The 21,676-nt window shown below is 66.0% G+C and carries 24 protein-coding genes; 9 read left to right on the top strand and 15 right to left on the bottom strand.

What is annotated here, in order from left to right; translation table 11 throughout:
* Window positions 1–84: 84 nt before the first annotated feature.
* On the bottom strand, window positions 85–336 hold the full coding sequence (locus NED97_RS10770; RefSeq protein ID WP_252487046.1) for an MTH865 family protein: 252 nt from the start codon (window positions 334–336) through the stop codon (window positions 85–87).
* A 159-nt stretch (window positions 337–495) separates the two neighbouring features.
* Between NED97_RS10770 and NED97_RS10765 the strand changes: the two genes are divergently transcribed.
* Complete coding sequence (locus tag NED97_RS10765; protein ID WP_252487045.1) at window positions 496–885, top strand: CopG family transcriptional regulator; 390 nt, start codon at window positions 496–498, stop codon at window positions 883–885.
* Window positions 886–921: 36 nt separating this feature from the next.
* Here NED97_RS10765 and NED97_RS10760 read toward each other — a convergent pair whose 3' ends face one another.
* The 3 genes from NED97_RS10760 to NED97_RS10750 form a co-directional block, all read right to left on the bottom strand.
* Window positions 922–2,523, bottom strand: coding sequence for a cobyric acid synthase (locus NED97_RS10760; protein WP_252487044.1), 1,602 nt, complete (start codon window positions 2,521–2,523; stop codon window positions 922–924).
* A gap of 186 nt (window positions 2,524–2,709) precedes the next feature.
* Complete coding sequence (locus tag NED97_RS10755; RefSeq protein ID WP_252487043.1) at window positions 2,710–3,045, bottom strand: DUF5789 family protein; 336 nt, start codon at window positions 3,043–3,045, stop codon at window positions 2,710–2,712.
* Between the two features lie 267 nt (window positions 3,046–3,312).
* Window positions 3,313–6,375 (bottom strand): PAS domain S-box protein, encoded by a 3,063-nt coding sequence (locus tag NED97_RS10750; protein ID WP_252487042.1) that lies wholly within the window; start codon window positions 6,373–6,375, stop codon window positions 3,313–3,315.
* Between the two features lie 177 nt (window positions 6,376–6,552).
* Here NED97_RS10750 and NED97_RS10745 point away from each other — a divergent pair, with 177 nt between their 5' ends.
* Entirely contained in the window at window positions 6,553–6,723 is a 171-nt protein-coding gene (locus NED97_RS10745; protein WP_252487041.1) for a hypothetical protein, read from the top strand.
* 168 nt (window positions 6,724–6,891) lie between these two features.
* Here NED97_RS10745 and NED97_RS10740 read toward each other — a convergent pair whose 3' ends face one another.
* From NED97_RS10740 to NED97_RS10730, 3 genes are all read right to left on the bottom strand, one after another.
* Complete coding sequence (locus NED97_RS10740; protein WP_252487040.1) at window positions 6,892–8,337, bottom strand: hypothetical protein; 1,446 nt, start codon at window positions 8,335–8,337, stop codon at window positions 6,892–6,894.
* Window positions 8,334–9,083, bottom strand: a complete 750-nt coding sequence (locus NED97_RS10735; RefSeq protein WP_252487039.1) for an ABC transporter ATP-binding protein — start codon at window positions 9,081–9,083, stop codon at window positions 8,334–8,336. Before NED97_RS10735 ends, NED97_RS10740 begins: the two co-directional genes overlap by 4 nt.
* Window positions 9,084–9,172: 89 nt before the next feature.
* On the bottom strand, window positions 9,173–9,862 hold the full coding sequence (locus NED97_RS10730; protein ID WP_252487038.1) for a cob(I)yrinic acid a,c-diamide adenosyltransferase: 690 nt from the start codon (window positions 9,860–9,862) through the stop codon (window positions 9,173–9,175).
* A gap of 102 nt (window positions 9,863–9,964) precedes the next feature.
* On the opposite strand from NED97_RS10730, the gene NED97_RS10725 reads away from it, so the two are divergent.
* A complete protein-coding gene (locus NED97_RS10725; RefSeq protein ID WP_252487037.1) occupies window positions 9,965–10,318 on the top strand; it encodes a winged helix-turn-helix domain-containing protein in 354 nt (117 codons plus the stop codon).
* Between the two features lie 45 nt (window positions 10,319–10,363).
* On the opposite strand, the gene NED97_RS10720 is transcribed toward NED97_RS10725, so the two are convergent.
* The 4 genes from NED97_RS10720 to NED97_RS10705 form a co-directional block, all read right to left on the bottom strand.
* On the bottom strand, window positions 10,364–11,596 hold the full coding sequence (locus tag NED97_RS10720; protein ID WP_252487036.1) for an ABC transporter permease: 1,233 nt from the start codon (window positions 11,594–11,596) through the stop codon (window positions 10,364–10,366).
* Window positions 11,593–12,843, bottom strand: a complete 1,251-nt coding sequence (locus NED97_RS10715) for an ABC transporter permease (protein WP_252487035.1) — start codon at window positions 12,841–12,843, stop codon at window positions 11,593–11,595. Before NED97_RS10715 ends, NED97_RS10720 begins: the two co-directional genes overlap by 4 nt.
* Window positions 12,833–13,597: an ABC transporter ATP-binding protein gene (locus tag NED97_RS10710; protein WP_382206624.1), complete on the bottom strand. Its 765-nt coding sequence runs from the start codon at window positions 13,595–13,597 to the stop codon at window positions 12,833–12,835. The genes NED97_RS10715 and NED97_RS10710 overlap by 11 nt, the downstream gene beginning before the upstream one ends.
* Before the next feature lie 349 nt (window positions 13,598–13,946).
* Window positions 13,947–14,372 (bottom strand): CBS domain-containing protein, encoded by a 426-nt coding sequence (locus NED97_RS10705; RefSeq protein ID WP_252490612.1) that lies wholly within the window; start codon window positions 14,370–14,372, stop codon window positions 13,947–13,949.
* 193 nt (window positions 14,373–14,565) lie between these two features.
* Between NED97_RS10705 and NED97_RS10700 the strand changes: the two genes are divergently transcribed.
* Window positions 14,566–14,805, top strand: coding sequence for a DUF7127 family protein (locus tag NED97_RS10700; RefSeq protein WP_252487034.1), 240 nt, complete (start codon window positions 14,566–14,568; stop codon window positions 14,803–14,805).
* Window positions 14,806–14,934: 129 nt separating this feature from the next.
* On the opposite strand, the gene msrA is transcribed toward NED97_RS10700, so the two are convergent.
* On the bottom strand, window positions 14,935–15,468 hold the full coding sequence (gene msrA / locus NED97_RS10695) for a peptide-methionine (S)-S-oxide reductase MsrA (RefSeq protein ID WP_252487033.1): 534 nt from the start codon (window positions 15,466–15,468) through the stop codon (window positions 14,935–14,937).
* Window positions 15,469–15,579: 111 nt separating this feature from the next.
* Between msrA and NED97_RS10690 the strand changes: the two genes are divergently transcribed.
* Window positions 15,580–15,948 (top strand): MFS transporter, encoded by a 369-nt coding sequence (locus NED97_RS10690; RefSeq protein WP_252487032.1) that lies wholly within the window; start codon window positions 15,580–15,582, stop codon window positions 15,946–15,948.
* Between the two features lie 69 nt (window positions 15,949–16,017).
* Here the strand turns inward: NED97_RS10690 and NED97_RS10685 are convergent, their stop codons facing one another.
* A complete protein-coding gene (locus NED97_RS10685; RefSeq protein WP_252487031.1) occupies window positions 16,018–16,683 on the bottom strand; it encodes a 2,5-diamino-6-(ribosylamino)-4(3H)-pyrimidinone 5'-phosphate reductase in 666 nt (221 codons plus the stop codon).
* Window positions 16,684–16,719: 36 nt separating this feature from the next.
* On the bottom strand, window positions 16,720–16,929 hold the full coding sequence (locus NED97_RS10680; RefSeq protein WP_252487030.1) for a hypothetical protein: 210 nt from the start codon (window positions 16,927–16,929) through the stop codon (window positions 16,720–16,722).
* A 126-nt stretch (window positions 16,930–17,055) separates the two neighbouring features.
* Between NED97_RS10680 and NED97_RS10675 the strand changes: the two genes are divergently transcribed.
* From NED97_RS10675 to NED97_RS10660, 4 genes are all read left to right on the top strand, one after another.
* Window positions 17,056–18,330 (top strand): Single-stranded DNA binding protein, encoded by a 1,275-nt coding sequence (locus NED97_RS10675; protein WP_252487029.1) that lies wholly within the window; start codon window positions 17,056–17,058, stop codon window positions 18,328–18,330.
* Window positions 18,327–20,078, top strand: a complete 1,752-nt coding sequence (locus NED97_RS10670; protein ID WP_252487028.1) for a hypothetical protein — start codon at window positions 18,327–18,329, stop codon at window positions 20,076–20,078. Before NED97_RS10675 ends, NED97_RS10670 begins: the two co-directional genes overlap by 4 nt.
* Before the next feature lie 10 nt (window positions 20,079–20,088).
* A complete protein-coding gene (locus NED97_RS10665) occupies window positions 20,089–20,880 on the top strand; it encodes a metallophosphoesterase (protein ID WP_252487027.1) in 792 nt (263 codons plus the stop codon).
* 65 nt (window positions 20,881–20,945) lie between these two features.
* A complete protein-coding gene (locus tag NED97_RS10660; protein WP_252487026.1) occupies window positions 20,946–21,248 on the top strand; it encodes a hypothetical protein in 303 nt (100 codons plus the stop codon).
* Between the two features lie 24 nt (window positions 21,249–21,272).
* Here NED97_RS10660 and NED97_RS10655 read toward each other — a convergent pair whose 3' ends face one another.
* The gene (locus tag NED97_RS10655) at window positions 21,273–21,581 is read right to left on the bottom strand and encodes a hypothetical protein (RefSeq protein WP_252487025.1); all 309 of its coding nucleotides are present in this window, start codon (window positions 21,579–21,581) and stop codon (window positions 21,273–21,275) included.
* Between the last annotated feature and the right edge of the window lie 95 nt (window positions 21,582–21,676).

Here is a 21,676-nt window from a genome sequence, read left to right as displayed (position 1 = left end):
ACGGGAGTCGCTCGAGTCGCGATACGCGTCGCTCGAGTACGGGGTCTTCGAGGGGGTGGCCGGCCGATTACCCCCTGTAGAACGTTATATTTCGCCCTGTTCTTTTAGATCTTCGATGATGTCGTCGACGAACGTCTCGGGGTCATCGTAGGGAAAGTCCCCGCCGGACGTTTTGGTGTTGAGTTCCATGGCCGTCATGGAGAAGTCACCCGACTCGAATTTCGTTCCGGGGCCGTTCGGCAGTGCCGGAACGAGGTCCATCGGACTCGAGATCGGATAATCGGCGTCCTCGAACGCTTCGATCATCTGATTGCGGAGTTCGTTTTCGTCTGCCATTGCGTCTTCCGCTTACGGATAATAAATAATAAATTTGTAGGTAGTTGCGACACCGGTCGGGGGGCGCGTCTTCACAGTTAGGCACTACCGCTCGTTCCGCGCGACCGACCGCCCCTGTTCCCGAAACAGTAATGATTCAGCAGTATGAAGGGTTTCGGTATGGCGAAAGATACCGTCAGGTACCCGGACGAGGTCGTCGAAAAGATCGATACACTCGTCGACGACGGTATGTTCGAGAGCAAATCCGAGTTCTACAGGTTCTCCGCGGAGTACGTCCTCACGCTCGTCGACTCGGATCACGACGTGAAGACCTTCAACTTCGACGAGATCAAGTCCGAACTCGACATCCCCGAGGAGGCCCACGCGCAGGCGCTGGGTACCGACGGTGGAACGTTCTTCCTCGACGCAGTAATTACCGTCCGCAAACAGGGGCTTCGGGGCAACTACGAGGCCGCCGAACGGTTCATCGACACCCACTACGATCCGACGGACCAGGAGTGTATCATCCTCGAGGAGTTGCTAGGTACCTACCGCGACAGCAGCGTATAACACCGGGCGACCGTCCGCGGCGCTCTCTTCAGTCTGTCATCGGAACGGTTCGCCGAGCACATCGAGCGAGACGTTCTCGCGAACCAGCCGCGCGGCGCGGTCCGACGGCGGCTTCGCGTCCGCGAGCGCGCCGGATTCGGCCCCGTCGTCGGAGACGACTCGGTCGCGCCCCGCCGACGCCGCGACGTGCTCGAGAAACGCCGTCCGGACGGCCTTGTTGTCGAACAGCCCGTGGAGGTACGTTCCGAGCACCTGCCCGCGGGCTGCACTCGCCTCGCCGAGCGGTCGGCCGACCGACTCGAGCGCCCGTGTCCGGCCGGCGTGAATCTCGTAGCCGCTGACAGTGGCGCCGTCGGCCGCCGCGAGCAGGGGCGACGCTGTTCCGTCGACCGGAACGGCGGCTCGCTCGAGGCGCTTGTCCGGTTCGAAGCGCGTCTCGACGGGAAGGAGATCGAGTCCCTCGAGGACGTCATCGTCGCCGGTTCCCTCGAGCGAGGCGTTGGTGATCCGCTCGCCGAGCAGTTGATAGCCGCCGCAGACGCCGACTACGGGGCCCGAAAACGTCTCGAGGGCCGTTCCGACCGGTGCCTCGCGGAGCGCGCACAGATCGTCGACCGTGTTCTTCGTGCCCGGGAGGACGACCGCGTCCGCGTTCGCGAGCGGGTCGTCGCGGTCGCTTCCCTCGAGCGGGACGTACTCGACCGCGACTCCCGGTTCGGCGGCGAGTGCCTCCAGATCGGTCGCGTTCGAGATACGCGGCAGCCGCGGGACCGCGATCGTCAGGCGGCGCTCGTCGGGAACGCCGTCGTCATCGCCGATCACGCCGCGCTCTTTTGGCCCCGGGAGTCCGACGCTGTCCTCCTCGGGGAGACCGGGGTCGTCGTACGGGAGGACGCCCAGTACCGGGACGCCCGTCCGGGACTCGATCTCGTCGATGCCGGGCTCGAGCAGCGACGGGTCGCCGCGGAACTTTGTGACGACCGCGCCGACGATCCGCTCGCGAACGTCGTCGGGAAGCAGTTCGATCGTTCCGTAGAGGCTCGCGAACGCCCCGCCGCGTTCGATATCGACCAGCAGGAGAATATCGGCGTCGGCGAAGCGGGCCGTCTCGAGGTTCGCGAGGTCGCGGTCGTGGAGGTTGATCTCGGCGATGCTGCCCGCGCCCTCGGCGACGATCACCTCGTGGTCGGCGGCCAGCCGGCGGTAGGACGATTCGGCGGCGCGGCGCGCCTCCTCCCAGTACTCCTCGTAGTAGCTGCCGGCGGGGACGTGCTCGCGGGCTCGGCCCTGGATCACGAGCTGGCTCTCTCCCTCGCCGCGCGGTTTCAGGAGGACCGGGTTGTAGTCGGTCGTCGGTGTCACGCGGGCGGCTCGAGCCTGAGCGAACTGGGAGACACCGATCTCGCCCCACCGATCGTTCGCCCCGTTCGGGCCATCGTCCGCCGTGTCGGTTTCGCGGCCTCGGCTCCCGTTACCTGCGTCCGCACGAACGACGACGCGAGCGTTGTTGCTCATGTTCTGGGCCTTGAACGGCGCGACCGAGACGCCGCGATCAGACAGGTGACGGCAGAGCCCCGCGACGACGGTCGACTTGCCGACGTGGCTCGCGGTCCCGGCGACGAGAAGGGTCCGGCTCATTCACGCGCCACTCGCTCGGCGCGGGCTATCGTCCTGTCGGTTCGATCCGCGAACTTCACTTCACAGTCGTTGAGAGTGCAGTCTCGTTACTCCACCGTTCGTGAAACGCTGGTACGTACAGGTAACGTGCGTACCGGGGCGAGGGACAGCGAAATACGGATACAGTGTCGATTGATCTGGACGCACTCATTCGCGACGTAACGGTTCCCATATCCGATTTCGAACGTCGTCGGCGGAGTCGTACTGTTCGGTATCGACCGGGGCGAACACCTCGTCGATGGATCGTCGCCCCTCCCGTGTTTCGACCTCACGATCGCCGTAGGCCTCGATCAATTCGTCCGTCGTCGTCGGATACTCTCGGTTTTCGAGCGCTTCGTCGAAGCTACCGAGTCCTTCGCCAGTTTCGTCGCGTACCGGTTCGAGTTCGTCACCCCGATCGCGCGTTTCCTCGAGTTCTCGCTCTCGCTGGCGCCGCTCTTCGTCGTCCGCTTGCTCGTTTCGGCCCTTTTTATCGTCTGCCATCATCCCTTCCAGGTGAGCGAGCCGAATCGTCCTGTGGGCACTTATCGATACGATTCCCTCGAGCGCACTTGCCGGTTACGTCGGGAGATACGCACTCCCGTCGAGAACAGCGTGCTGAACGGGGAGCAGCTGTGCAGCACGACGCCTGGGCGGTGCTCAGGACGACCCGACTGAACCAATTGCTCACTACGGTCGCGAACGACCGCGATAGAGTCGACGAAGGAGTCGCGAGTTCCGGGGTAGGAGGCGATACCCGTTCGGACGAAATCAGTTCTCTCGATCCGTTACCGCTGGCAGCGTAAACGAGAACGTCGCTCCTTCGCCCGGTTCTGACTCGATCCAGATCTCGCCGCCGTGGCGCTCGACGATCCGTTGACAGAGCGCCAGTCCGATACCGGTCCCTTCGTGCTCCTCGCGGCTGTGGAGTCGCTGGAAGACCTCGAAGACGCGTTCCTGGGCATCAGACTCGATACCGATCCCCTCGTCGTGGACCGAGACTGTCCACTTCCCGCCCCGTCGCTCGGAGTCGACGCGGATCGTCGGCGGCTCGTCACCACTGTACTCGATCGCGTTCGACAGGAGGTTCTGGAACAGCTGTCGTAACTGGTTGGGGTCGCCGTTCACGCGAGGGAGTTCGTCGACAGAGACGTTAGCATTACTTTCCTCGATCTGAAGCTGGATATCCGCGAGGACGTCGTCGACGACGGCCCCGAGATCGGTCAGCTCGAACGGATCGCCCTGCGTTTCGATGCGGGAGTACTCGAGCAGGCCGTCGATCATGTTACGCATCCGATCCGCGCCATCGATGGCGAACTCGAGGAACTCCTCGCCGTCCTCGTCGAGCGCGTCGCCGTATCTGTTCTCGATCAACTGGAGATAACTCGAGACCATCCGCAACGGTTCCTGCAGGTCGTGTGAGGCAGCGTACGCGAAGTGTTCGAGGCGTTCGTTGGAGACCTCGAGTCGTTCGATGGTCTCCTCGAGTTTTCGCTGGTACTCACGACGTTCGGTGATGTCGGACAGCGTGATTACTCCGCGAGTTACCGCCCCTCGCTCGTCTCTGACCGGCATCCCTCGTACGCTGATGACGCGCTTCTCGCCGTTCTCGGCCTCGATCTCGAAGATATTCGGATCGGTTACCTCTTCGCCCCGTAGTACCCGAGCGGTCGTCCACTCGTCGCGCTGGACAGGCTCTCCAGTGTCGGCCCACGCGGCCGGGAACTTGCTGTAGTCGTCGATGGAATCTGCGTCGAACACATCTCCGCCCCAGATCTCTTTGGCGGCAGTGTTCGCCTCGACGTGGCCGCCGTTCTCGTCAGCGACGACGACGCCAACGGGAAGAATATCGAACAGCGACTGCAGCTGCTCTTTGTTTCGCTGAAGTTCGAGTTCGGCTCTCTTTCGTTCCGTGATATCGGTGAGTGCGCCGGGGAACCTCTCAGCGTTGCCTTCCTCGTCGCACTCGACGTGACCGCGGGCAACGACCCATCGGAGTTCGTCGTCGGCGTTCCAGACGCGGTACTCCGCCTCGTATTCGCTACGGGTTTCGACTGCCTCCTCGATCTGTGCGGCGACGCGTTTCCGATCGTCCTCGTGGATCGACGACAACAACCGCTCGAGCGGAACACCGTCTCGGGCGTTCTCCGGATCAATGCCGAACGTTCTGGCGAACGACGCGCCAGTGACAAACTGGTCTTCGGGGATCCGCCATTCCCAGGTGCCGACCGCACCAGCTTCGGTCGCCGCCTCGAGTTGCGATTTCGCGTCCTCGAGGTAGCGCTCGTGTTCTTTCTGCTCGGTGATATCCTGGGCCATCGTCATCCCGGCGAAGACCTCGCCCCGTTCGTCGGTGAGCGGTACCGCGTGAATCACCCACACCCGGTCCGCGTACTCGAGTTCGATCGACGTTTCCTCGCCCTCGAGTGCCGCCTGAAACGCTGGCTCTAAGTCTACAGCGGTCTCGTCCGGCCAGACGTCGTGGAGCTGGCGACCCTCGAGGTCGTCGGGGTCGACGGGAATCCGATCGAACCCCTGCCCGGCTGCCAGCGTGTACTCGAGGTCGTGATCGAACAGCGTCACGAGTCCGTTCGGGAAGTACTCCGCGAGCGCGCGGTACCGGCGCTCGGACTCCTCGAGGGCCCGCTCGCGCTCCCTGCGGTCGGTGACGTCCCGGAAGTAGACCGAAACGCCGGTTTCGGAGGGGTAGATATTCGCCTCGACCCAGAACCCGAGCGTGTCGTAGTAGAGTTCGTAGCTGGTCGCCTCCTGTGTTTCGTGTGCCGTGTGGAAGGCGTCCCAGACGTCGTCGATCTCCGCGGCGGAGGGGAAGACGTCCCAGAGGCTCTTGCCGAGCAACTCCTCCTCGGCGTGCTGCAGGAGTTCCTCGGCCTGTTCGTTGACGTGGGTGAACCGGAACTCCTCGTCGAGCGCGTAGAAGGCGTCGGAGATGCGGCCGAAAACCTCGTTCAGTTCCGTCGAGAGTTCGGCCTCGCGCTCCTTGAGGTCGGTCACGTCCTCCGCGGTCGAGACGACGCGGTCGACCTCCCCCTCGTCGCTCAGAAGAGGGGCAGTGTTGATCGACAGCCAGCGCGTATCGCCGCTCGGGAGTTCGATCCGGTAGACGACGTCGTATACTGGTTCGCCCGTCTCGAGCGTCCGGGCGAACGGATGTTCGTCGACCGTAACCTCGCGACCGTCTTCGTCGTAGACCATCCGATCCGACGGATCGTACGTCTCCGCTTCCGTCTCGGAAATCTCGAGTATCTCCTTGAGACGTTCGTTCATTCGGGTGATCTCCCCGTCGTCGTCGAGCACCCGGATGCCGACGGGGCTAGTCTCGAGAATCTGATCGATCAGGTCGCGTTCGCGCTCGAGTTGCCGTTCGCGTTCGTCGAGCGTTTCCTTCGCTCGTTTCCTGTCGGTGACGTCACGAACGACACCGACCGACCCCTGAAACGTTCCGTCGTCGACGAGTAGATTCAGACGCAGCTCGCAGTAGAGTTCGTTTCCGTCAGCAGTTCGTGCTGTGAGTTCGAACGTCTCGTCTAGAGTATCGTCGTTCGTGAGACTCTCGGTGATTTTGCGCGTGATTCGTTCGATATCGTCGTCCTCGAGCAGGATCGAGGCGTGTTCGCCGAGGAGTTCGTCCCGCGCGTAGCCGCTCATCTCGACGATAACGTTATTGACGGCAACGAATCGACCGGCGGCATCGAGCTGGTAGATTCCGTCGTCGACCGTATTGACGAGCGTCCGGTAGCGTTGGATCGCTACAGTGTCGTCAGCGTCGTCCGCCCAAAACGCTGTTTCTGTGACATCCGCTCGTTTACTCATGCCAACTCGGTTGGTGTTGACGGAGATAAAAGCCATGATGGTCGTGGTTCTCGAGCGAACGCTGCTCGTCGGTCGCGGCGCACGATAACGAAGACGACTACGGGTATGACAAAACTGAAACACAAGCTGATCGAAAGCACAGACGAACGGCATCGAGGGGTGCCCCAGTAACCGACGGTGTCGATAGCTCTCGGAGCAAATCTGGATAGCCAACTGCTGTTACTCGTCTCCGTTCTCCTCTGCCCCTGCCTCGAGGACGGATCGCCGCTCGAGGTCGACGCCGACGGCCTGGTCACGACCCTCGAGGACGGCGGTGACGTCCAGAATACCCCCGCGGACGGTCCGTAGCCGTTCGTCCAGCCGACGTCGACTATGCTGACGGCGAGGTCTACTGCGAGACGCGGAGGATCCCCGGTCGGCACAGAATGCTCGAAGAGTCGGCAAACCGGCGCCGATGAGCGAACGGCAGACACTCTTTCAGACCCGTTTCGAGCCCGGTCACCGGCCTGGATCGGATCACTGCAATCCGACCCGATAGCGCTCCTCCCAGCGCGGCCCCGCTCGGCTCGAGAGGGCGTACCCCACGACTCCGAATCCGATCCCGGTACAGACGAGCAGGGCTGCGATGGACGGGGAGGGCGGAACGACGACGAAGCCGGCGACCAGCGTCGGCACGAGCGCGACGGCGACGCCGACGGTGAACAGCGCGAAGCGGACGGCGTCGAAGAGGAACTCGTTGGGATCGAAGCCGGCGACGTAGACGGTGAGGCCGTAGTAGTACAGCGCGTAGCCCGCGAGGACCACCGCGCCGGCGACGGCGTCGAGAAGCGTCGCCTCGAGCCAGACGACCGCAATGAGGTAGGGCACCGCGGCGGTCGGCGCGCCGACGGCGACGAACGCGGTTCGCTTCGCCCGGAAGACGGCCGCGATCGAGACGGGGTAGGCGAGGTAGGCCTCGAGCGAGTCGAACTGGGTGAGCCAGTTGTACGTCGTAAACGCCGACAGTCCGAGGACGCCGCCGAAAAAGATTCCCGGTGCCGGTTCGATTCCGGTAATCTCTCGAACGACGCCGACCAGCGCGGCCACGAGCGCGAACAGAATGCTCACCGAGACGAACGGCTTCCAGACGCCGCCCGAGGAGCGCGCCAGGTCGAGCACCGCCTTCGCGACGAGGGCGTCCTGGCCGACCGGCAGGGCGTCGCTGACCCGCGCGAAGCGATCGCTCGCGGTCCGCGAAGGACGGCTGTAGGCGGGATCGTACGCGACGAGCGAGGCGATGCCGACGAAAGCGGTCGCGAGTGCGAGGCCGACGGCGCCGAGCCGCGAGCCGCGGAGCGGGACCAGCGCCTCTCGAGCGCTCGCGGAGTGTCCCGTCGTCCACGCACCGACGACCGCGATTCCGCCAGCGAGAGCGATTCCCCACGTCGGAATGCCGCGGGTCCGGGCGGCGATCATCGCGACGGTCAGGACCATCCCGGCGGCAAAGGTCAACGAGAGCGAGAGCCAGAGCGCGCCGACGGCGGCGGGGACGCTCGCCGAGAGACCGACCAGCGGGACGACGGCGATCGCCATCGGCAGCACGAAGACGACGCCGTAGAACAGCGCGTCCTTCAGGAGGAAGACGCCGAGCAGCCGCCGCCGCGACAGCGGCAGCGCGGTCGCCGTCGAGAGCAGGAGCGAGAGTCGACCGAAGACGTTCTCGAGCATGTCCGACCCCGCGAAGCCGGCCGTGCCGCAGTAGAGGCCGAACCCGAACGCGAGGACGTGGAGGCCGTCGACGATCGTTCGGTCCGCGGTGCCCGTCTCGACGAGCGCGACCGAGGCGCCCAGGGCGAGCCCCGCGATCAGGAACGGAAAGCAGACGAACCGCCAGCCGCCGAACAGCCGGGTGTGGAGCCGCCACTCCTCGCGGGCGAGCGCGAGGAAGAGCGTCCAGCCGAGACGAGTACGACTCGTCGTCATCGTTCGACCCGAGCCGTCGCCGGGGTATCGCGAACGGCCTCGTCCTCGACGTGCTCGAGAAACACCTCGAGCAGGGACTCGTCGGTCGACTCGATCGATCGTTCGGTCACGAGCCGACCGTCGGCGACGATTCCGACCCGGGTACAGATCTCCTCGGCGACGTCGATGTTGTGCGTCGAGACGAACACCGCGTTGCCGTCCGCGGTGTAGGAGACGAGAAACCGCTTGACCTGCTCCTGGACGAGCGGATCGAGGTTCGCCAGCGGCTCGTCGATGAAGACGACGTCGGGGTCGTGGAGGAACGCCTGTGCGAACATCACCTTCTGTTGTTGCCCTCGGGAGAGATCCGTGTGCAGCGTCTCGAGCTTGCTCTCGAACCCGAGTCGATCCGCCCAGATCGCGGTCCGCTCCTCGACGGTCGCCGGCTCGAGGTCGCGAATCCGGCCGACGAATGCAAGGAACTCTCGCGGCGTGAGAAAGCTCGGCGGCGACTCCTGTTCGGGTAGAATGCCGACCCGGCGTCGCGTCTCGATCGGCTCCGCGACCGGATCCGTCTCGAGGACGCGGACGGTACCCTCGTCGGGTTCGATCTGCCCGGTCAGCGCCCGGATCGTCGTCGTCTTGCCGGCACCGTTCGGACCGAGAAAGCCGAACAGTTCGCCGCGTTCGACGCGAAATTCCATGCCGTCGACCGCGCGGACGGCGCCGTAGGACTTCGCGAGTCCGTCTACCTGAATGACACCCATCTGATGGAGAGACTTTCACAACAAACGATAATAACTGTGCCGACAGCCGTGGAACCAACCTGCGGCGGGCGCGACCGGATCTCGGCCGCTCAGAACTCGGTTCCGCGACGCGCGCGCTGGCCGTCCTCGATCGGGTGTTTCACCTTCCGAACGTTGGTGATCAGGTCCGCGCGGTCCTCGAGGTAGGTCGGCTCCTCGTGGCTCCCGGAGAGCACCAGTTCGAGGCCGTCGGGTTTGGCGTCGATCAGGTCGTGGACGTCGTCCTCCACGAGCAGTCCCCGGTCCGCGGCGTACAGCACCTCGTCGAGGACGAGCATGTGCACGCCCGCTTCGGGGTCGGCGTTGAGGTCGATCGGCGCCGAGAGATCGGCGTCCGCGGCCGCCTCGAGCAGTTCGTGTGCGCGCTCGAGGCCGGCCCGCGCCTGGGCCTCGTGGTCCGCCTCCTCGCTCCCGTCGGCCATCCCGTGCCAGCCGTAGTGGCCGAGGTTCTCGTAGCTCATTCCTGGGAGAGCGGCGATGGCGTTGTACTCGCCGCGAACGGCGTCGACGCTCGAGGCGCCGCCCTTCATGAACTGGAGCATGTGGACGCGGTAGCCGTGTCCCGCCGCTCGCATTCCCATGCCGAGCGTGGCGGTCGTCTTCCCCTTGCCGTCACCCCACCAGACCTGCACGAGGCCGAACTCCTCGGGTGCGGCGGCTTCGATGCGTTCGGGTTCGGGCGTTCGCCCTTGTCCCGGCGTGTTTTCGACGACGGAGTCGGGCGACTGGTCGTCGCTCATACGGCGACCCTCGTTCGCCTCCTACATGTAGATGCCACATCGCCTCCCGGCGATCCGACCAAACGTGTCTTTAGGCTCCGTTCCTAACCCGGTGGTACCCGTATGCCACTCGAGTTCTCCTCGTCGGACGAGGCCCAAGCGCGGGAGCACGTCATCGGCGTACTGACCGACGACGCGTGTCGGGAGATCATCACGGTCCTCGAGGAACCGCTGACCGTCCCGGAGATCGCCGACGAGATCGAGCGCCCGCTCTCGACGACCTACCGCAAACTCGATCGGCTGACCGACTCGGGGCTGGTCAAAGAGGCCGGCGTCCGGCCGGGTCGCGAGCAGAAGTCCCGGTACGTCACCGACTTCGAGCGGATCGCGATCGAGCTCGACGACGCTCGAGACCTCCGCGTCGACGTGGACCGCTCGAACGACAACTCGCTGGCGCTCTGGAAGACGGATCTTTGACCGTTCTGCCGACTCGTCCTCGCAGCTCCGAAGCCGCGCCTCCCGTCAGCCGTCGAGATGTTCGACGCTGGCGTATCGGCCGGTTCGCCAGCCGGTCGCGACCGCGACGACCGTCCCCACGCAGACCGCGAGAACGAGGCCGAGGACGTACACCTCGAGCGGCGTCCGAAGGAGCCGTTCGAAGCCGATGACGTCGGCGGCGAGGTAGTTCAGTCCGCGCGTGATCAGGGGCGTGGCGGCGACGCCGAGCAGTCCGCCGAGCAGCCCGATGACGAGGCCCTGTGCGCCGATCGTTCCCGCGAGAACCCACCGCGAGAGTCCGATCGCCCGGAGTGCGGCGAGTTCTTCCCGCTGCTGGTAGGCGACGAGCGCGAAGAGGTTGACCGTCAGGACGATCCCGCCGAGGACGGCGAGTCCGACCAGCGTCGCGCCGCTCGCGAGCACGAGCGGACGCTCCTCGAGCATGGCCCGGACCTGCTGATCGCTCGTTCTGACGTCGTACTCGGGGTATGCCGCGGCGAGATCGTCCGCGACGGCCTCGCGGTCGGCGTCGTCGGCGACGTCGGCGGTAAGGAACGTCGATCGGTCCGTTCCCGAGGTTCCGGCGATCGCCTGCAGGTCCGCGAACGGCACGGTCACCGCGGGCGAGCCCATGTACTGTGAGTGGTGTCTGGAGGTGCCGACGACGGTGAACTCGGCGGCCGACGCCGTCTCCGCGCTGGTCCCGACGTAGACCGTCTCGCCGACCTCGACGTCGAGTTCCTCGGCGATCCGCGGATCGAGCACGATCTCGGCAGTCCGGGGTTCGTCGGCGGGCGGTCGCGCGTGCGGATCGTCGTCCATCGAGAACCCGTCGCCCTCCACGAAGTCGTAGCCGCTGTGGGTCGATTCGACGCCGACCGCCGAGTGGCGCCGTAGCTCGTCGGGCTCCGAGCCGATGTAGACGTCGTGAACCGCGATCGGCGTGGCGCTCCGAACGTCGTCTCGCGCGTCGATCTCGGCTACGATCCCGTGCGTGCCGACGATCGGATTCTGCGTCCCGCTGGCGGTCGGATCGACCGGCTCGCTCGAGATCCAGATGTCGCGGTCGGCCGCCTCGAGTCCCTCCTCGCCCTTGTCGACGACGCCGACGCCGAGGCTCGCGAGCAGCGTTACCGACAGCACCGCGAGCGCCACCGCGAGTACCGTCAGCGTCACGCGTCCGGGGGACCGTCGCAACTGCGCGAGCGCGAGTCCGAGGACGGCGCGGGTTCGAGCGAACGCCTCGCGACCGCTCATCGTTCCACCTCCGCGAGGATCGTCGTCCGGGCGGCGACCGCGAGCGGATAGGGGACGGCGACCAGTCCCGAGACGAGCGCGACCCCGATCGCGTACGGGACGAACAGGGGGTGCATCGCCGCGACGGCCCCCGAGGCGACGGTCGCTCCGGCGACGGCGTTGACGGCGTAAATTCCCGCGACGCCGAGTACGATTCCCAGGAGTGCACCGCAGAGCGTCGTCAGCGCCGTCGACAACGCCACGATCGCGAGCCGGCTGTGGGTCGGAAAGCCGATCGCCGCGAGGATCGCGAGGGTTGCGCGATCCTCGTTGACCGTCATCCCCATCGTCGTCGCGACGAACGACGCACAGATCGCCACGCCCACGATCAGCGCGAGGACGCTCGTCGCGAACGCCAGTCCGTCGTCGAACAGCGACGACGGATCGCTGTTGCCCGTCGATTCGACCGCAGCGTCCGGATACGCGTCGGTGGCGGCTGCCGTCGCCGAATCGGCGTCGCCCCACACCAGAATTCGATCGGCCAGTTCGCCGTCGGCCGCGCCGGACGTCGACTGGAGTTCGCTCAGGTGGACGAGCGCGACCGGCGTCTCGGTGTTACCGCCTGCGGGCTCGTCGACGGCTGTCACCGAGACCGTCGGCGACTCCCCGTCAGTTCGCGCGCTCGAGAGCGTCAGATCGTCGTCCGCCGTCGCGTCGAGTCGCTCGGCAGCCGTTCGAGAGAGGACGATCTCTCCCGCTCGTGGCCCGTCGTACGAGCCGTCGGCGTAGTGGGGATCTTCCGGCTCGAGGCCGGAGGTAGACAGGCCCGCGACGGTCCGCGGCTCGTCGTCGGGGACGATACCGACGAGCAGCACGGTCTCGGACTCGCCGTCGGCCGACTCGAGCCGAACCGGTTCGGCGAGCACGGGCGAAGCGTGTTCGACGCCGTCCTGCGAGCGGATCGTCTCGGCTCGTTCGTTCGTCGCGCCGAGGTTCGGCTCCTCGACGCCGTCGACGGCCGACAGCGTTCGCTCGTCTTCCGGCGTGATGCGAACGTCGGCATCGTCCTGAGTCGCGATCCCACCCTCGGCGAGTCCCAGCGCGATTCCGGTGACGAGCAACAGGAGTGCGATCGTCAGCGCGACGGCGGAGATCGTCGCCACGAGCCGTCCCGATCTCGTTTGCACCGTTCGCTTCCAGAGCCGCGTCGCCGAGAGACCGGCGATTCCGAGCCAGCGCGTGTGACGCCGCTCGCGGTCATCCGCCATCCGAGACCACCGTCCCGTCACGCAGCGTGATCAGTCGATCGGCAACGGAGAGCGTGGCGTCATCGTGCGAGGCGACCAGGATCGCCCTGTCCCGGCCGATATCGGTCAGGAGATCCAGGACCGCTTCTCCGGTCGCCGTATCCAGTTCACCCGTCGGTTCGTCGGCGACGATCACGTCGGGGTCGGTCGCTAACGCCCGCGCGATCGCGACGCGCTGCTGTTCGCCGCCGCTCAACTCGCTCGGCAGGTGGGTGATCCGATCGCCGAGTCCGACTTCCTCGAGGAGCGCCGTCGCCCGTTCCCGGCGCGTCGACTTCGGGACCCCGGTCTGGACGAGCGGGAGCGCGACGTTCGCCCGCGCCGACAGCGACGAGAGGAGGTGAAAGCGCTGAAAGACGATGCCGACGTGGCGACGACGGATCCGCGTCCGCTCTCGGTCGGACAGCGCCGTCAGGTCGGTCCCGTGGAGTTCGACCGTTCCCGCCGTCGGTACTAGGAGTCCGGTGACCGCGTGCAGGACCGTCGACTTGCCGCTGCCGCTCGGTCCCTCGAGACCGACAATCTCGCCCGGGTCGACCTCGATCGAGACGTCGCGCAGCGCGGTTACCGTCCGCTCGCGCCGGGACCGAAACCCGCCGCCGGTTCCGTACTCGTGGGTCACGTCCGCGAGCCGAACGGTCGTCGACGCACGCTCGCCGGGTGCCTCTGATGCTGACGAAACCGTCTTCCGAATTGCCCGGTTGAGTATCGTCACTGGAGTGTCTCACGCCGACGAACGTCTCCACCACCCATTGTTTCAGAGACGCTTATTCCCGTCAGGAAACGATTTACCGTCGCACTACTGACGGATCGATCAGTCGCGGACGGACGCGATTCACCAACGGACAGTCGTCCTCTCGAGACAGTTCTCGACCGACGAGACTCGTGTTCCAGGTGGTGATCCCGGCAGATTGAGCCGGAAACAGCGGCGAGCCGCCGAGCCGAAACGTTCCCGTACGGATGGTTTTCACCAGTGCAACGATTCGCAGAAACTGCCTACAGTCGCCGGCGACTGAACGTCGTCGGAGGCCCTTGCTACCGACTCGAAACGAATCGCCGGAGCGTTACGGACTGTAGTCCGGCGACTGGGTCTCGACCGTGTCGGCGACGTTGTCGAGTTGCTCGCCGATCGTCGCGACGAGGTCATCGAGCGTGACGATCCCCGTCAGCGCGCCGTCGTCGTCGACGACCGGGAAGCGACGGACGTTGTACTCTTTGATCGCGCGAGAGATTTCGATCGCCTCCTCGTCCGCCCGGATCGTCGCGGGATCCGCGGTCATCGCGTCCTCGACCGGGACCGATCCGACGTCGTCGTTCCCGTGGATCGCCAGCGCCGCGTCGCGGTCGGTAACGACGCCGACCGGTTCCTCGTCTTCGGTGATGACGACTGCGCCGACGTTCTCCTCGGCGAACAGCCTCGTCACGGTCTCGAGGTCGTCGTCTGGCCGTGCTGTTACCACTTCTTTCGGGCCGAGATCGCCTACGGGCATGGTCATCTCGATAGAGTACCGGATCGGTGGTTAATGGAGGGCTTTCTACTGAGCGCAGTCCGGAGGTGGAGGGGCGTCGACCGGCGGTTCTTTCCTCGATCTGGGCCGTCTCTCACCCCGAAACTGCCAGATCTGACGTTCGGCCGGATGCTGCGTGCGTGGTGCTTACACGTGGTGGCGACCTACCTTGCGTATGAGAGTCCCCAAACAACTCCGCGATGGCCACACCGACGACGCTGTCGTTCGCCAGATCGAAGAGGACGGTGCCAGCGCAATTATGGTCGACTTCGGCCCCGACGCCGCCGACATGTCGATCGATATCGTCGGCGAAACGGTGATCGTCGTCACGAACGATCGCCAGTTCGAGTTCGAACTCCCCTCCGGTGCGAACGACGTCACGGTCAAAAACGGCGTGCTGACGATCAGCGAGTAACGAGCGCACGGCGCGGATGCTATCGACTCACCTCCGATAACTTTCACTCCCTGGATACGAGCAGTACCGAACGTAACATCGATCCGCGCGACGAGACCGGTTGTGGGCGGACCGTCGTCGAAGTCGATTTTAGTCGTCGACGCTCGCCCCCGGTGTGAACTTCTCCCTGACCTTCTCGACCTTGGGCGCCGCGTGCATCGTACAGTAGGCGTCGTTGGGGTTCTTTTCGAAGTAGTTCTGGTGGTACTCCTCGGCCTCGTAGAAGGTCTCGAGCGGCTCGATCTCGGTGACGATCCCCTCGTAGAGACCCTCGCTCTCGAGTTCCTCGGCGAACGTTTCGGCCGTCTCGAGTTGCTCGTCGTCGTGCGCGTAGATCGCCGAGCGGTACTGCGTGCCGACGTCCGGTCCCTGCCGGTTGAGCTGGGTCGGATCGTGAATCGTAAAGAAGACCTCGAGCAGGTCCTCGTAGCGCACGGCGTCGGGATCGTACTCGAGCTGGACGACCTCCGTGTGGCCGGTCTCGCCGGCGCAGACCGCCTCGTAGGTCGGATTCTCGGCGTGGCCGCCCGCGTAGCCGGAGGTCACCGATTCGACGCCCTCGAGTGCCTCGAAGGCCGCCTCGACACACCAGAAACAGCCGCCGCCGAAGGTCGCTCGTTCCATGCCCGCTCGTAGGCGCTGCGCGAGGAAAGGTGTGACGGGACGACTGGATCGCGCGACGAGACTTCGCTCACCGACCCGATATTTTATACGAGGACTAGTAGAAGGACTGTCATGAACCGGAACGTGAGAGAGACGCTGATCGGCGGGCTCTTCGTCTTCGTCGTCACCTACCTGCTGTTCGTTCCCGGCGACCCGCTCTGGGGAATTCTCTCGGATCGGGTCGGCGAACTCGGGATGATTCTCGGAATAATCGGGATCTGTGCCGCCTGCGGCGCGGCCTTTGCGGCGCTCGCGGGCGTCCGACTTCAGTTCCTCCTCGCCGGCGGGGCTGCCGTATACACGCTCTGGCTGATCTACCTCGAGGCCGCGGCCGGCCCGTTCGACAGTCCGGTCCACCTCTACATCGGCGCGTTCCTGCTGACTGGATTCGCGCTCGGCGCGGGACTCGTCGAGAAAGCGAGACGACACGACGTCCTGTAACGGCACGCTCGGCGCTGTTCGGTCGACCGGATGCCTATTCGTCTCTCATACGACACTCTCGGCGAGTGCTTACCGGCCTCCAGCTCGCCACGTCAGCAGCGCGCCGTCGCCGAGTCGCTCGAGGTTGGCGAGCTCGAGCGTCGGAAACTCGGCGACGAACCCGTCGCCGTCGGCCAGCGTCGGCGCGTCTCGGCCGCCGATCAGCTTGGGACCGACGAACACCCGCAGTTCGTCGACGAGACCGGCCTCGAACAGCGAGAAGATGAGTTCGCCGCCGCCCTCGACCATGATCCGCTCGAGACCCTGTTGCTGGAGCGTTGCGAACGCCCGCAGGAGATCGACGCGGTCGTCGCCAGCCGTGATCAACTCAGCTCGTCCGGCGAGATCCATCCGATTGTCGATCGGGGCGACCTCGCTCACGCAGACGTAGCTCGCCGCCGCGTCGTCGAGGATCGCCGCGTCGATCGGCGTGCGCGCCTTCGAGTCGACGACGACGCGTGCAGGGTGGTCGGCTTCGCCGGCCTCGCGGCGCTCCGCGACCAGCGACTCGTCCTTGACGGTCAGGTGCGGATCGTCCGCGAGGACGGTTCCGACACCGACGATGACGGCGTCGCTGTTGGCCCGAAGCCGATCGACGCGGGCGAAGTCCTCGTCGCCGCTGATCGCGATCTGTTCGCGGCGTCTCGAGGAGAGCTTCCCGTCCGCACTCATGGCGGCGTTGACGACGACGTGCATGCGCTCACGTTGGATGCTCGGTCTGATAATTGTTCGTCACCGGCTCCGACGCGGATCGTCGCTCGAGCCGAGCAGGATTCGATAGACGACGTACCCCACCAGGAGTGCGAAGCCGAACGTCGCGACGGTTTCGGCGAACCAGATCACGGCGTACAGCGCTCGTGTGAGGATCCGCACGGCCACGAGACCGCCGAAGATCAACACGACGAACGCCAACCCACCGAGTGCTGCGCCGACGCGTTCCATAGTCGCCGTTCGACCGGGTACGGGATGAACGTACTGCCTCGTCATCGTTTCGACCACTAGCACTATCGTTTTCACTTTCACCACGTTGCGGGAACGCTTTTGAACCCGCCACTCGAAAACCCGATGATGGAACTCGATGATCATGCCGAGGATCTCGCCTCCGACCTCGGTGTCGACAAAGAGGAGGTCAAATCCGACCTGCAGAACCTGGTGGAGTACAGCGTCCCGGTCGACGAGGCCAAACAGAGCCTCCGCCGGAAGTACGGCGACGGGAGCAGCGGCGGCGGCGGTACGCCGTCGGCGAAGAACGTCGCCGACATCACGCCCGACGACGGCAACGTCACGGTAACCGGCGTCGTCCTCACGGCGGGGAAACGATCGATCCGGTATCAGGGCTCCGAGCACGTCATCGTCGAAGGACGACTCGCCGACGAGACCGGGACGATCGATTACACCGCCTGGGAGGACTTCGGTCTCTCCCCCGGCGATACGATCACCGCGGGCAACGCCGGCGTCCGCGAGTGGGACGGCGAACCCGAACTCAACCTCGGCGAGAGCACCGCGCTCTCGTTCCAGGACGAGTCGCCCGAGGTACCGCACGAGATCGGCGGCGAATCGCAGCTCGCCGACCTCCAGACCGGCGACCGTGCCGTCGCCGTCGAGGTCACGGTCGCCGACTGTGAGCGCCGGACGATCGACGGCCGCGACGGCGAGACCGAGATCCTGAGCGGCGTCTTCGGCGACGAGAGCGGCCGGCTCCCGTTCACGAACTGGGAGCCGGCCCCCGAGATCGAAGACGGCAGTTCGGTCCGCATCGAGAACGCCTATGTCCAGGAGTTCCGGGGCGTTCCCGAGGTGAACGTCTCCGAGTTCTCGACGGTCACCGAACTCGAGCGCGAGATCGACGTCGGCGCCGACGCGACGACGATGGACGTCGGCGAAGCCGTCCGAACTGGCGGCGTCTACGACGTCGAACTCGTCGGCAACGTGATCGCGGTCCGGGACGGCTCCGGGCTGATCCAGCGCTGTCCCGAGTGTTACCGGGTCGTCCAGAAGGGCCAGTGCCGGACTCACGGCGACGTCGACGGGATCGACGATCTTCGCGTAAAGGCGATCCTCGACGACGGCACCGGGACGGTCACCGCCGTGCTCGATGACGAGTTAACTCAGAAGGTCTACGGCGGCACCCTCGAGGACGCGCTCGAGGCCGCCCGCGAGGCGATGGATCAGGAGGTCGTCGCGGACACGATCCGCGAGCACATCGTCGGCCGCGAGTACCGCGTTCGCGGTCACCTCTCGGTCGACGAGTACGGCGCCAATCTCGACGCCGAAACCTTCGAGGAGAGCGACGACGATCCGGCCGCCCGTGCGTCGGCCTTCCTCGAGGAGGTGGACGCATGAGCGCCGACGGCACCGACGAGGAGGAGATTCCGGGCCGCGAGATCGCCTACCGCGTCTTCGCAGCCGAGTACGACGACGCCTCCCTCTCGTACGCCGAAAGCGACGAGGAGCGAGCGCCCAACTACGTCATCACGCCGACCGGCGCCCGGCTCAACCGCCTGTTCGCCGTCGGAACCCTCACGGAAGTGACGTCGGTCAACGACGAGATGGTCCGCGCTCGCGTCGTCGACCCGACGGGCGCGTTCGTCGTCTACGCCGGCCAGTACCAACCGGACGAACTGGCGACCCTCGAGGCGATCGAACCCCCGGAATTCGTCGCCGTAACCGGGAAGGCGCGCACCTTCCAGCCGGACGATTCCGACAGGGTCTACACCTCGATCCGACCGGAGTCCATCGCGACGGTCGACGCCGAGACGCGCGACCGCTGGGCCGTCACCGCGGCCGAGCAGACGCTCGACCGCATCGGCACCTACGCCGCTGCGGCGGAGACGAGCGCGGAGCCGCGAGACGCCGACGGCGACGCCCTCGCGGATGCGCTGTCCGAGGACGGCGTCGAGTCCGGTCTCGCGGACGGGATCCCGCTCGCACAGGACCATTACGGAACGACGCCGGCGTACCTCGCCGCCCTGCGCGACTGCGCGCTCGAGGCCGTCGAGGTCGTGGCGGGCGACCGCGACCAAGTGAGCGGCCTCGCGCTCCGGCCCGGCGAGTCGAGTCCGGAGGACGAGACGACGTTCGACTCGCTGGCCGCGCTCGCCGACGTCGACGTCGATTCGGAACCCGTCGAGTCCGACTCACAGCCCGACCCCGTCGCGGCGACGGCCGGCGGGGGCGAGCCGGAATCGATGTCCGCGGCCACGGCCGACGAGTTTTCCGCAGCGGACGACGTCCCGACCGATACCGCCGGCGACGACCCCTCGTTCGAAGCCGCCGACGAAACCGACGCGGAGACGGAGACGGGAACCGACGAGATCGATGCGTCGATCGAGTCCGAGACGAGTGACGCAGCGACCGACGTCGACGCCGAAGGGACGAGCGACACCGACGCGGAAACGACGGCTGACGCCGACACCGACGCGGCGACCGCGGACTCCCCGTCGGATGCGACCGCGGAGACCGTCGAGTTCGACGAAGACGACCGGCCCGACGCGGCCGACGCGTCGGACGAGACGGACGACGACCTCGGCGACTTCGACGGCGGCGGCATGTACGAGATGGACGACGACGAGCGCGAACAGCTCGAGGAGGAGTTCGGCGCCGAGTTCGCTACCGGAACCGAGGTCGACGACCCCGGGGAGAGCGACATCGACGTGCCGGACGGAGAACCCGAAGGCGATCTCGAGGCCGAACCCGAAACCGACGCCACCGGGGACGACCTCGGCGAGCCGCCGGCGTCGACCCTCGACGCCGAACCAGCCGAGGAGAGCGCCGACGGCGAAACGGCGACCGAAGTCGAATCCGGACCGGGGGCGGACGAGGACGCAGCGTCGGAATCTGCTCCGGAGGAATCCGGGGCCGAGGGGGCGGCCGACGAGGACGAGCCCGCGGACGACGTCGACCTACAGGCGTACGTCGTCGAGACGATGGAGGAACTCGACGACGGCGACGGCGCCGATCGATCGACGCTCGTCGAGACCGTCGCCGCCGACACCGGAACCGCCGAGGAGGACGTCGAAGCCGCCATCGAAGAGGCGCTGATGGGCGGCCAGTGTTATGAACCGGACGACGAGACGCTGAAGGCGATCTGAACGGACGAGAATGGGACCCGACGCGCATCGCCCGGCGGCCGTCGAACCCGTCCCCGGCGAACCGGCCGCGGTCGCGACCTCCGGGGACGAGCGCGCGCTGTTGATCGCGGACTACCACGCCGGCTACGAGGCCGGCCTGCGCTACGAGCGCGGCGTCGACGTCCCCAGCCGCGCCCCCGATCGCCGCGACAGACTGCTCGCGCTGCTCGAGCGCACCGAGTCCGATCGGCTGGTCGTCCTCGGCGATCTCATGCACTCGATCGGCGATCCCGGCGGCGCCGAGCGCGGCGAACTCGAGGTGCTGTTCGAGTCGGCTTCGCCGACGCTCGACGTCACCGTCGTCAAGGGGAACCACGACGGCGGCATCGAGGACTGGCTCGAGGACGCGACGATCCTTCCCGGCGCCGGAACCGTGCTCGGTTCGGTCGGCGTCTGTCACGGCCACACCTGGCCGTCGCCGGCGGCGCTCGAGAGCGAGGTGCTCTGTCTCGGACACGAACACCCCTGCGTCCGTCTCGAAGACGAGGTCGGCGGCAGCCGGGTCGAACAGGTCTGGCTTCGGGGACGGCTCGATCCGGCTCCGTTTCGCGAGCGTCCCGAGTACGCGGGCGTCTCGTGGCTCGAGGCCGACGAAACGCCGCCGCGGCTGGTCGTGCTGCCGGCGTTCAACGGACTCGTCGGCGGGACGTGGGTGAACGTTCCGGGGCAGTCGTTTCTCTCGCCGTTTCTCCCGGAAGGGCTCGCGAACGGGGAGGCGTACCTGCTCGACGGCACTCGGCTCGGCCCCTACGACGCGATCTGAGGCCTGGCGCGCTGCCGGCGCACGAAAGCCGAATCACCATTCTCGAGCCGAGAAAAGCTCGGAATATGACGATGGAAACGTACCGACTCGAGGTACGGGAAACGGATGCCTCGGGAATCGACGCGGACGTCTACGGTGACGACGACCTGATCGAGGAATCGACGCACGTCTCCTACGACGACTTCGATTTCGACGTCCCGGAGGGACGCGAGGAACCGTCGGCCAAGAGCGAGGAGGTTACCGCCGACGTCATGACAGTAAATCTTCAGGTGCAGCGCGATGACGGCGGCTTCACGGTTCGACTGCTCGGCGATCGCAACGAGTTGACGGTCATTCGGATCGACGACGAGGAGTGGAACCTCGCCTGAGATCGACCGACCGATCGACCGCGCTTATTGCCGCTCGGTTTTCGACCTGATCTTGTCGCCGTCGCGCCACTGGAAGTAGTAGTACTCCTCGTCACCGATTTCTGTGATCGTGACGGTGGCCCGATCCGGGACGTCGTCCGGAAACGAAATCTCGCCGTCGGCCGCCGATTTCGACTCCCGGTCGGCGCTGGATTCGGCCCACGTCGCGAGGTCGTCGACGTGGCTCGCGACGGTCCGGAGGGTCTCGGCGTCTTCCTCGCCGAGCGCCTCGAGAACCGCCCGAAGCTCCGGATCGAGATCGTTCGGCGGCACTGGTCGATCGGATTCGTCCATCCAGTCGGGACGTTGGTGTGATGCGGCTAAAACGCTGTCACTCGAGTCGCGTCTTCGCTACCGAGAGAGCGGAAACGAGAGTCCGGCTACCGCAC

This window comes from Natronococcus sp. CG52 (assembly GCF_023913515.1).
In the GTDB taxonomy this organism is placed as follows: domain Archaea; phylum Halobacteriota; class Halobacteria; order Halobacteriales; family Natrialbaceae; genus Natronococcus; species Natronococcus zhouii.
The sequence above is the reverse complement of the archived record's forward strand: the minus strand, read 5'-3'. Positions and strand labels throughout refer to the sequence as shown.

What these genes read in the sequence shown, in the direction of transcription:
- NED97_RS10670 (WP_252487028.1), top strand. Translation starts at nt 18,327, where the DNA reads ATGAGCGCCGACGGCACCGACGAGGAGGAGATTCCGGGCCGCGAGATC.
- NED97_RS10660 (WP_252487026.1), top strand. Translation starts at nt 20,946, where the DNA reads ATGACGATGGAAACGTACCGACTCGAGGTACGGGAAACGGATGCCTCG.
- NED97_RS10690 (WP_252487032.1), top strand. Translation starts at nt 15,580, where the DNA reads ATGAACCGGAACGTGAGAGAGACGCTGATCGGCGGGCTCTTCGTCTTC.
- NED97_RS10700 (WP_252487034.1), top strand. Translation starts at nt 14,566, where the DNA reads ATGAGAGTCCCCAAACAACTCCGCGATGGCCACACCGACGACGCTGTC.
- NED97_RS10725 (WP_252487037.1), top strand. Translation starts at nt 9,965, where the DNA reads ATGCCACTCGAGTTCTCCTCGTCGGACGAGGCCCAAGCGCGGGAGCAC.
- NED97_RS10655 (WP_252487025.1), bottom strand. Translation starts at nt 21,581, where the DNA reads ATGGACGAATCCGATCGACCAGTGCCGCCGAACGATCTCGATCCGGAG.
- NED97_RS10730 (WP_252487038.1), bottom strand. Translation starts at nt 9,862, where the DNA reads ATGAGCGACGACCAGTCGCCCGACTCCGTCGTCGAAAACACGCCGGGA.
- NED97_RS10720 (WP_252487036.1), bottom strand. Translation starts at nt 11,596, where the DNA reads ATGAGCGGTCGCGAGGCGTTCGCTCGAACCCGCGCCGTCCTCGGACTC.
- NED97_RS10675 (WP_252487029.1), top strand. Translation starts at nt 17,056, where the DNA reads ATGGAACTCGATGATCATGCCGAGGATCTCGCCTCCGACCTCGGTGTC.
- NED97_RS10685 (WP_252487031.1), bottom strand. Translation starts at nt 16,683, where the DNA reads ATGCACGTCGTCGTCAACGCCGCCATGAGTGCGGACGGGAAGCTCTCC.
- NED97_RS10680 (WP_252487030.1), bottom strand. Translation starts at nt 16,929, where the DNA reads ATGGAACGCGTCGGCGCAGCACTCGGTGGGTTGGCGTTCGTCGTGTTG.
- NED97_RS10770 (WP_252487046.1), bottom strand. Translation starts at nt 336, where the DNA reads ATGGCAGACGAAAACGAACTCCGCAATCAGATGATCGAAGCGTTCGAG.
- NED97_RS10760 (WP_252487044.1), bottom strand. Translation starts at nt 2,523, where the DNA reads ATGAGCCGGACCCTTCTCGTCGCCGGGACCGCGAGCCACGTCGGCAAG.
- NED97_RS10750 (WP_252487042.1), bottom strand. Translation starts at nt 6,375, where the DNA reads ATGAGTAAACGAGCGGATGTCACAGAAACAGCGTTTTGGGCGGACGAC.
- NED97_RS10755 (WP_252487043.1), bottom strand. Translation starts at nt 3,045, where the DNA reads ATGGCAGACGATAAAAAGGGCCGAAACGAGCAAGCGGACGACGAAGAG.
- NED97_RS10665 (WP_252487027.1), top strand. Translation starts at nt 20,089, where the DNA reads ATGGGACCCGACGCGCATCGCCCGGCGGCCGTCGAACCCGTCCCCGGC.
- NED97_RS10715 (WP_252487035.1), bottom strand. Translation starts at nt 12,843, where the DNA reads ATGGCGGATGACCGCGAGCGGCGTCACACGCGCTGGCTCGGAATCGCC.
- NED97_RS10765 (WP_252487045.1), top strand. Translation starts at nt 496, where the DNA reads ATGGCGAAAGATACCGTCAGGTACCCGGACGAGGTCGTCGAAAAGATC.
- NED97_RS10740 (WP_252487040.1), bottom strand. Translation starts at nt 8,337, where the DNA reads ATGACGACGAGTCGTACTCGTCTCGGCTGGACGCTCTTCCTCGCGCTC.
- NED97_RS10705 (WP_252490612.1), bottom strand. Translation starts at nt 14,372, where the DNA reads ATGCCCGTAGGCGATCTCGGCCCGAAAGAAGTGGTAACAGCACGGCCA.
- msrA (WP_252487033.1), bottom strand. Translation starts at nt 15,468, where the DNA reads ATGGAACGAGCGACCTTCGGCGGCGGCTGTTTCTGGTGTGTCGAGGCG.
- NED97_RS10735 (WP_252487039.1), bottom strand. Translation starts at nt 9,083, where the DNA reads ATGGGTGTCATTCAGGTAGACGGACTCGCGAAGTCCTACGGCGCCGTC.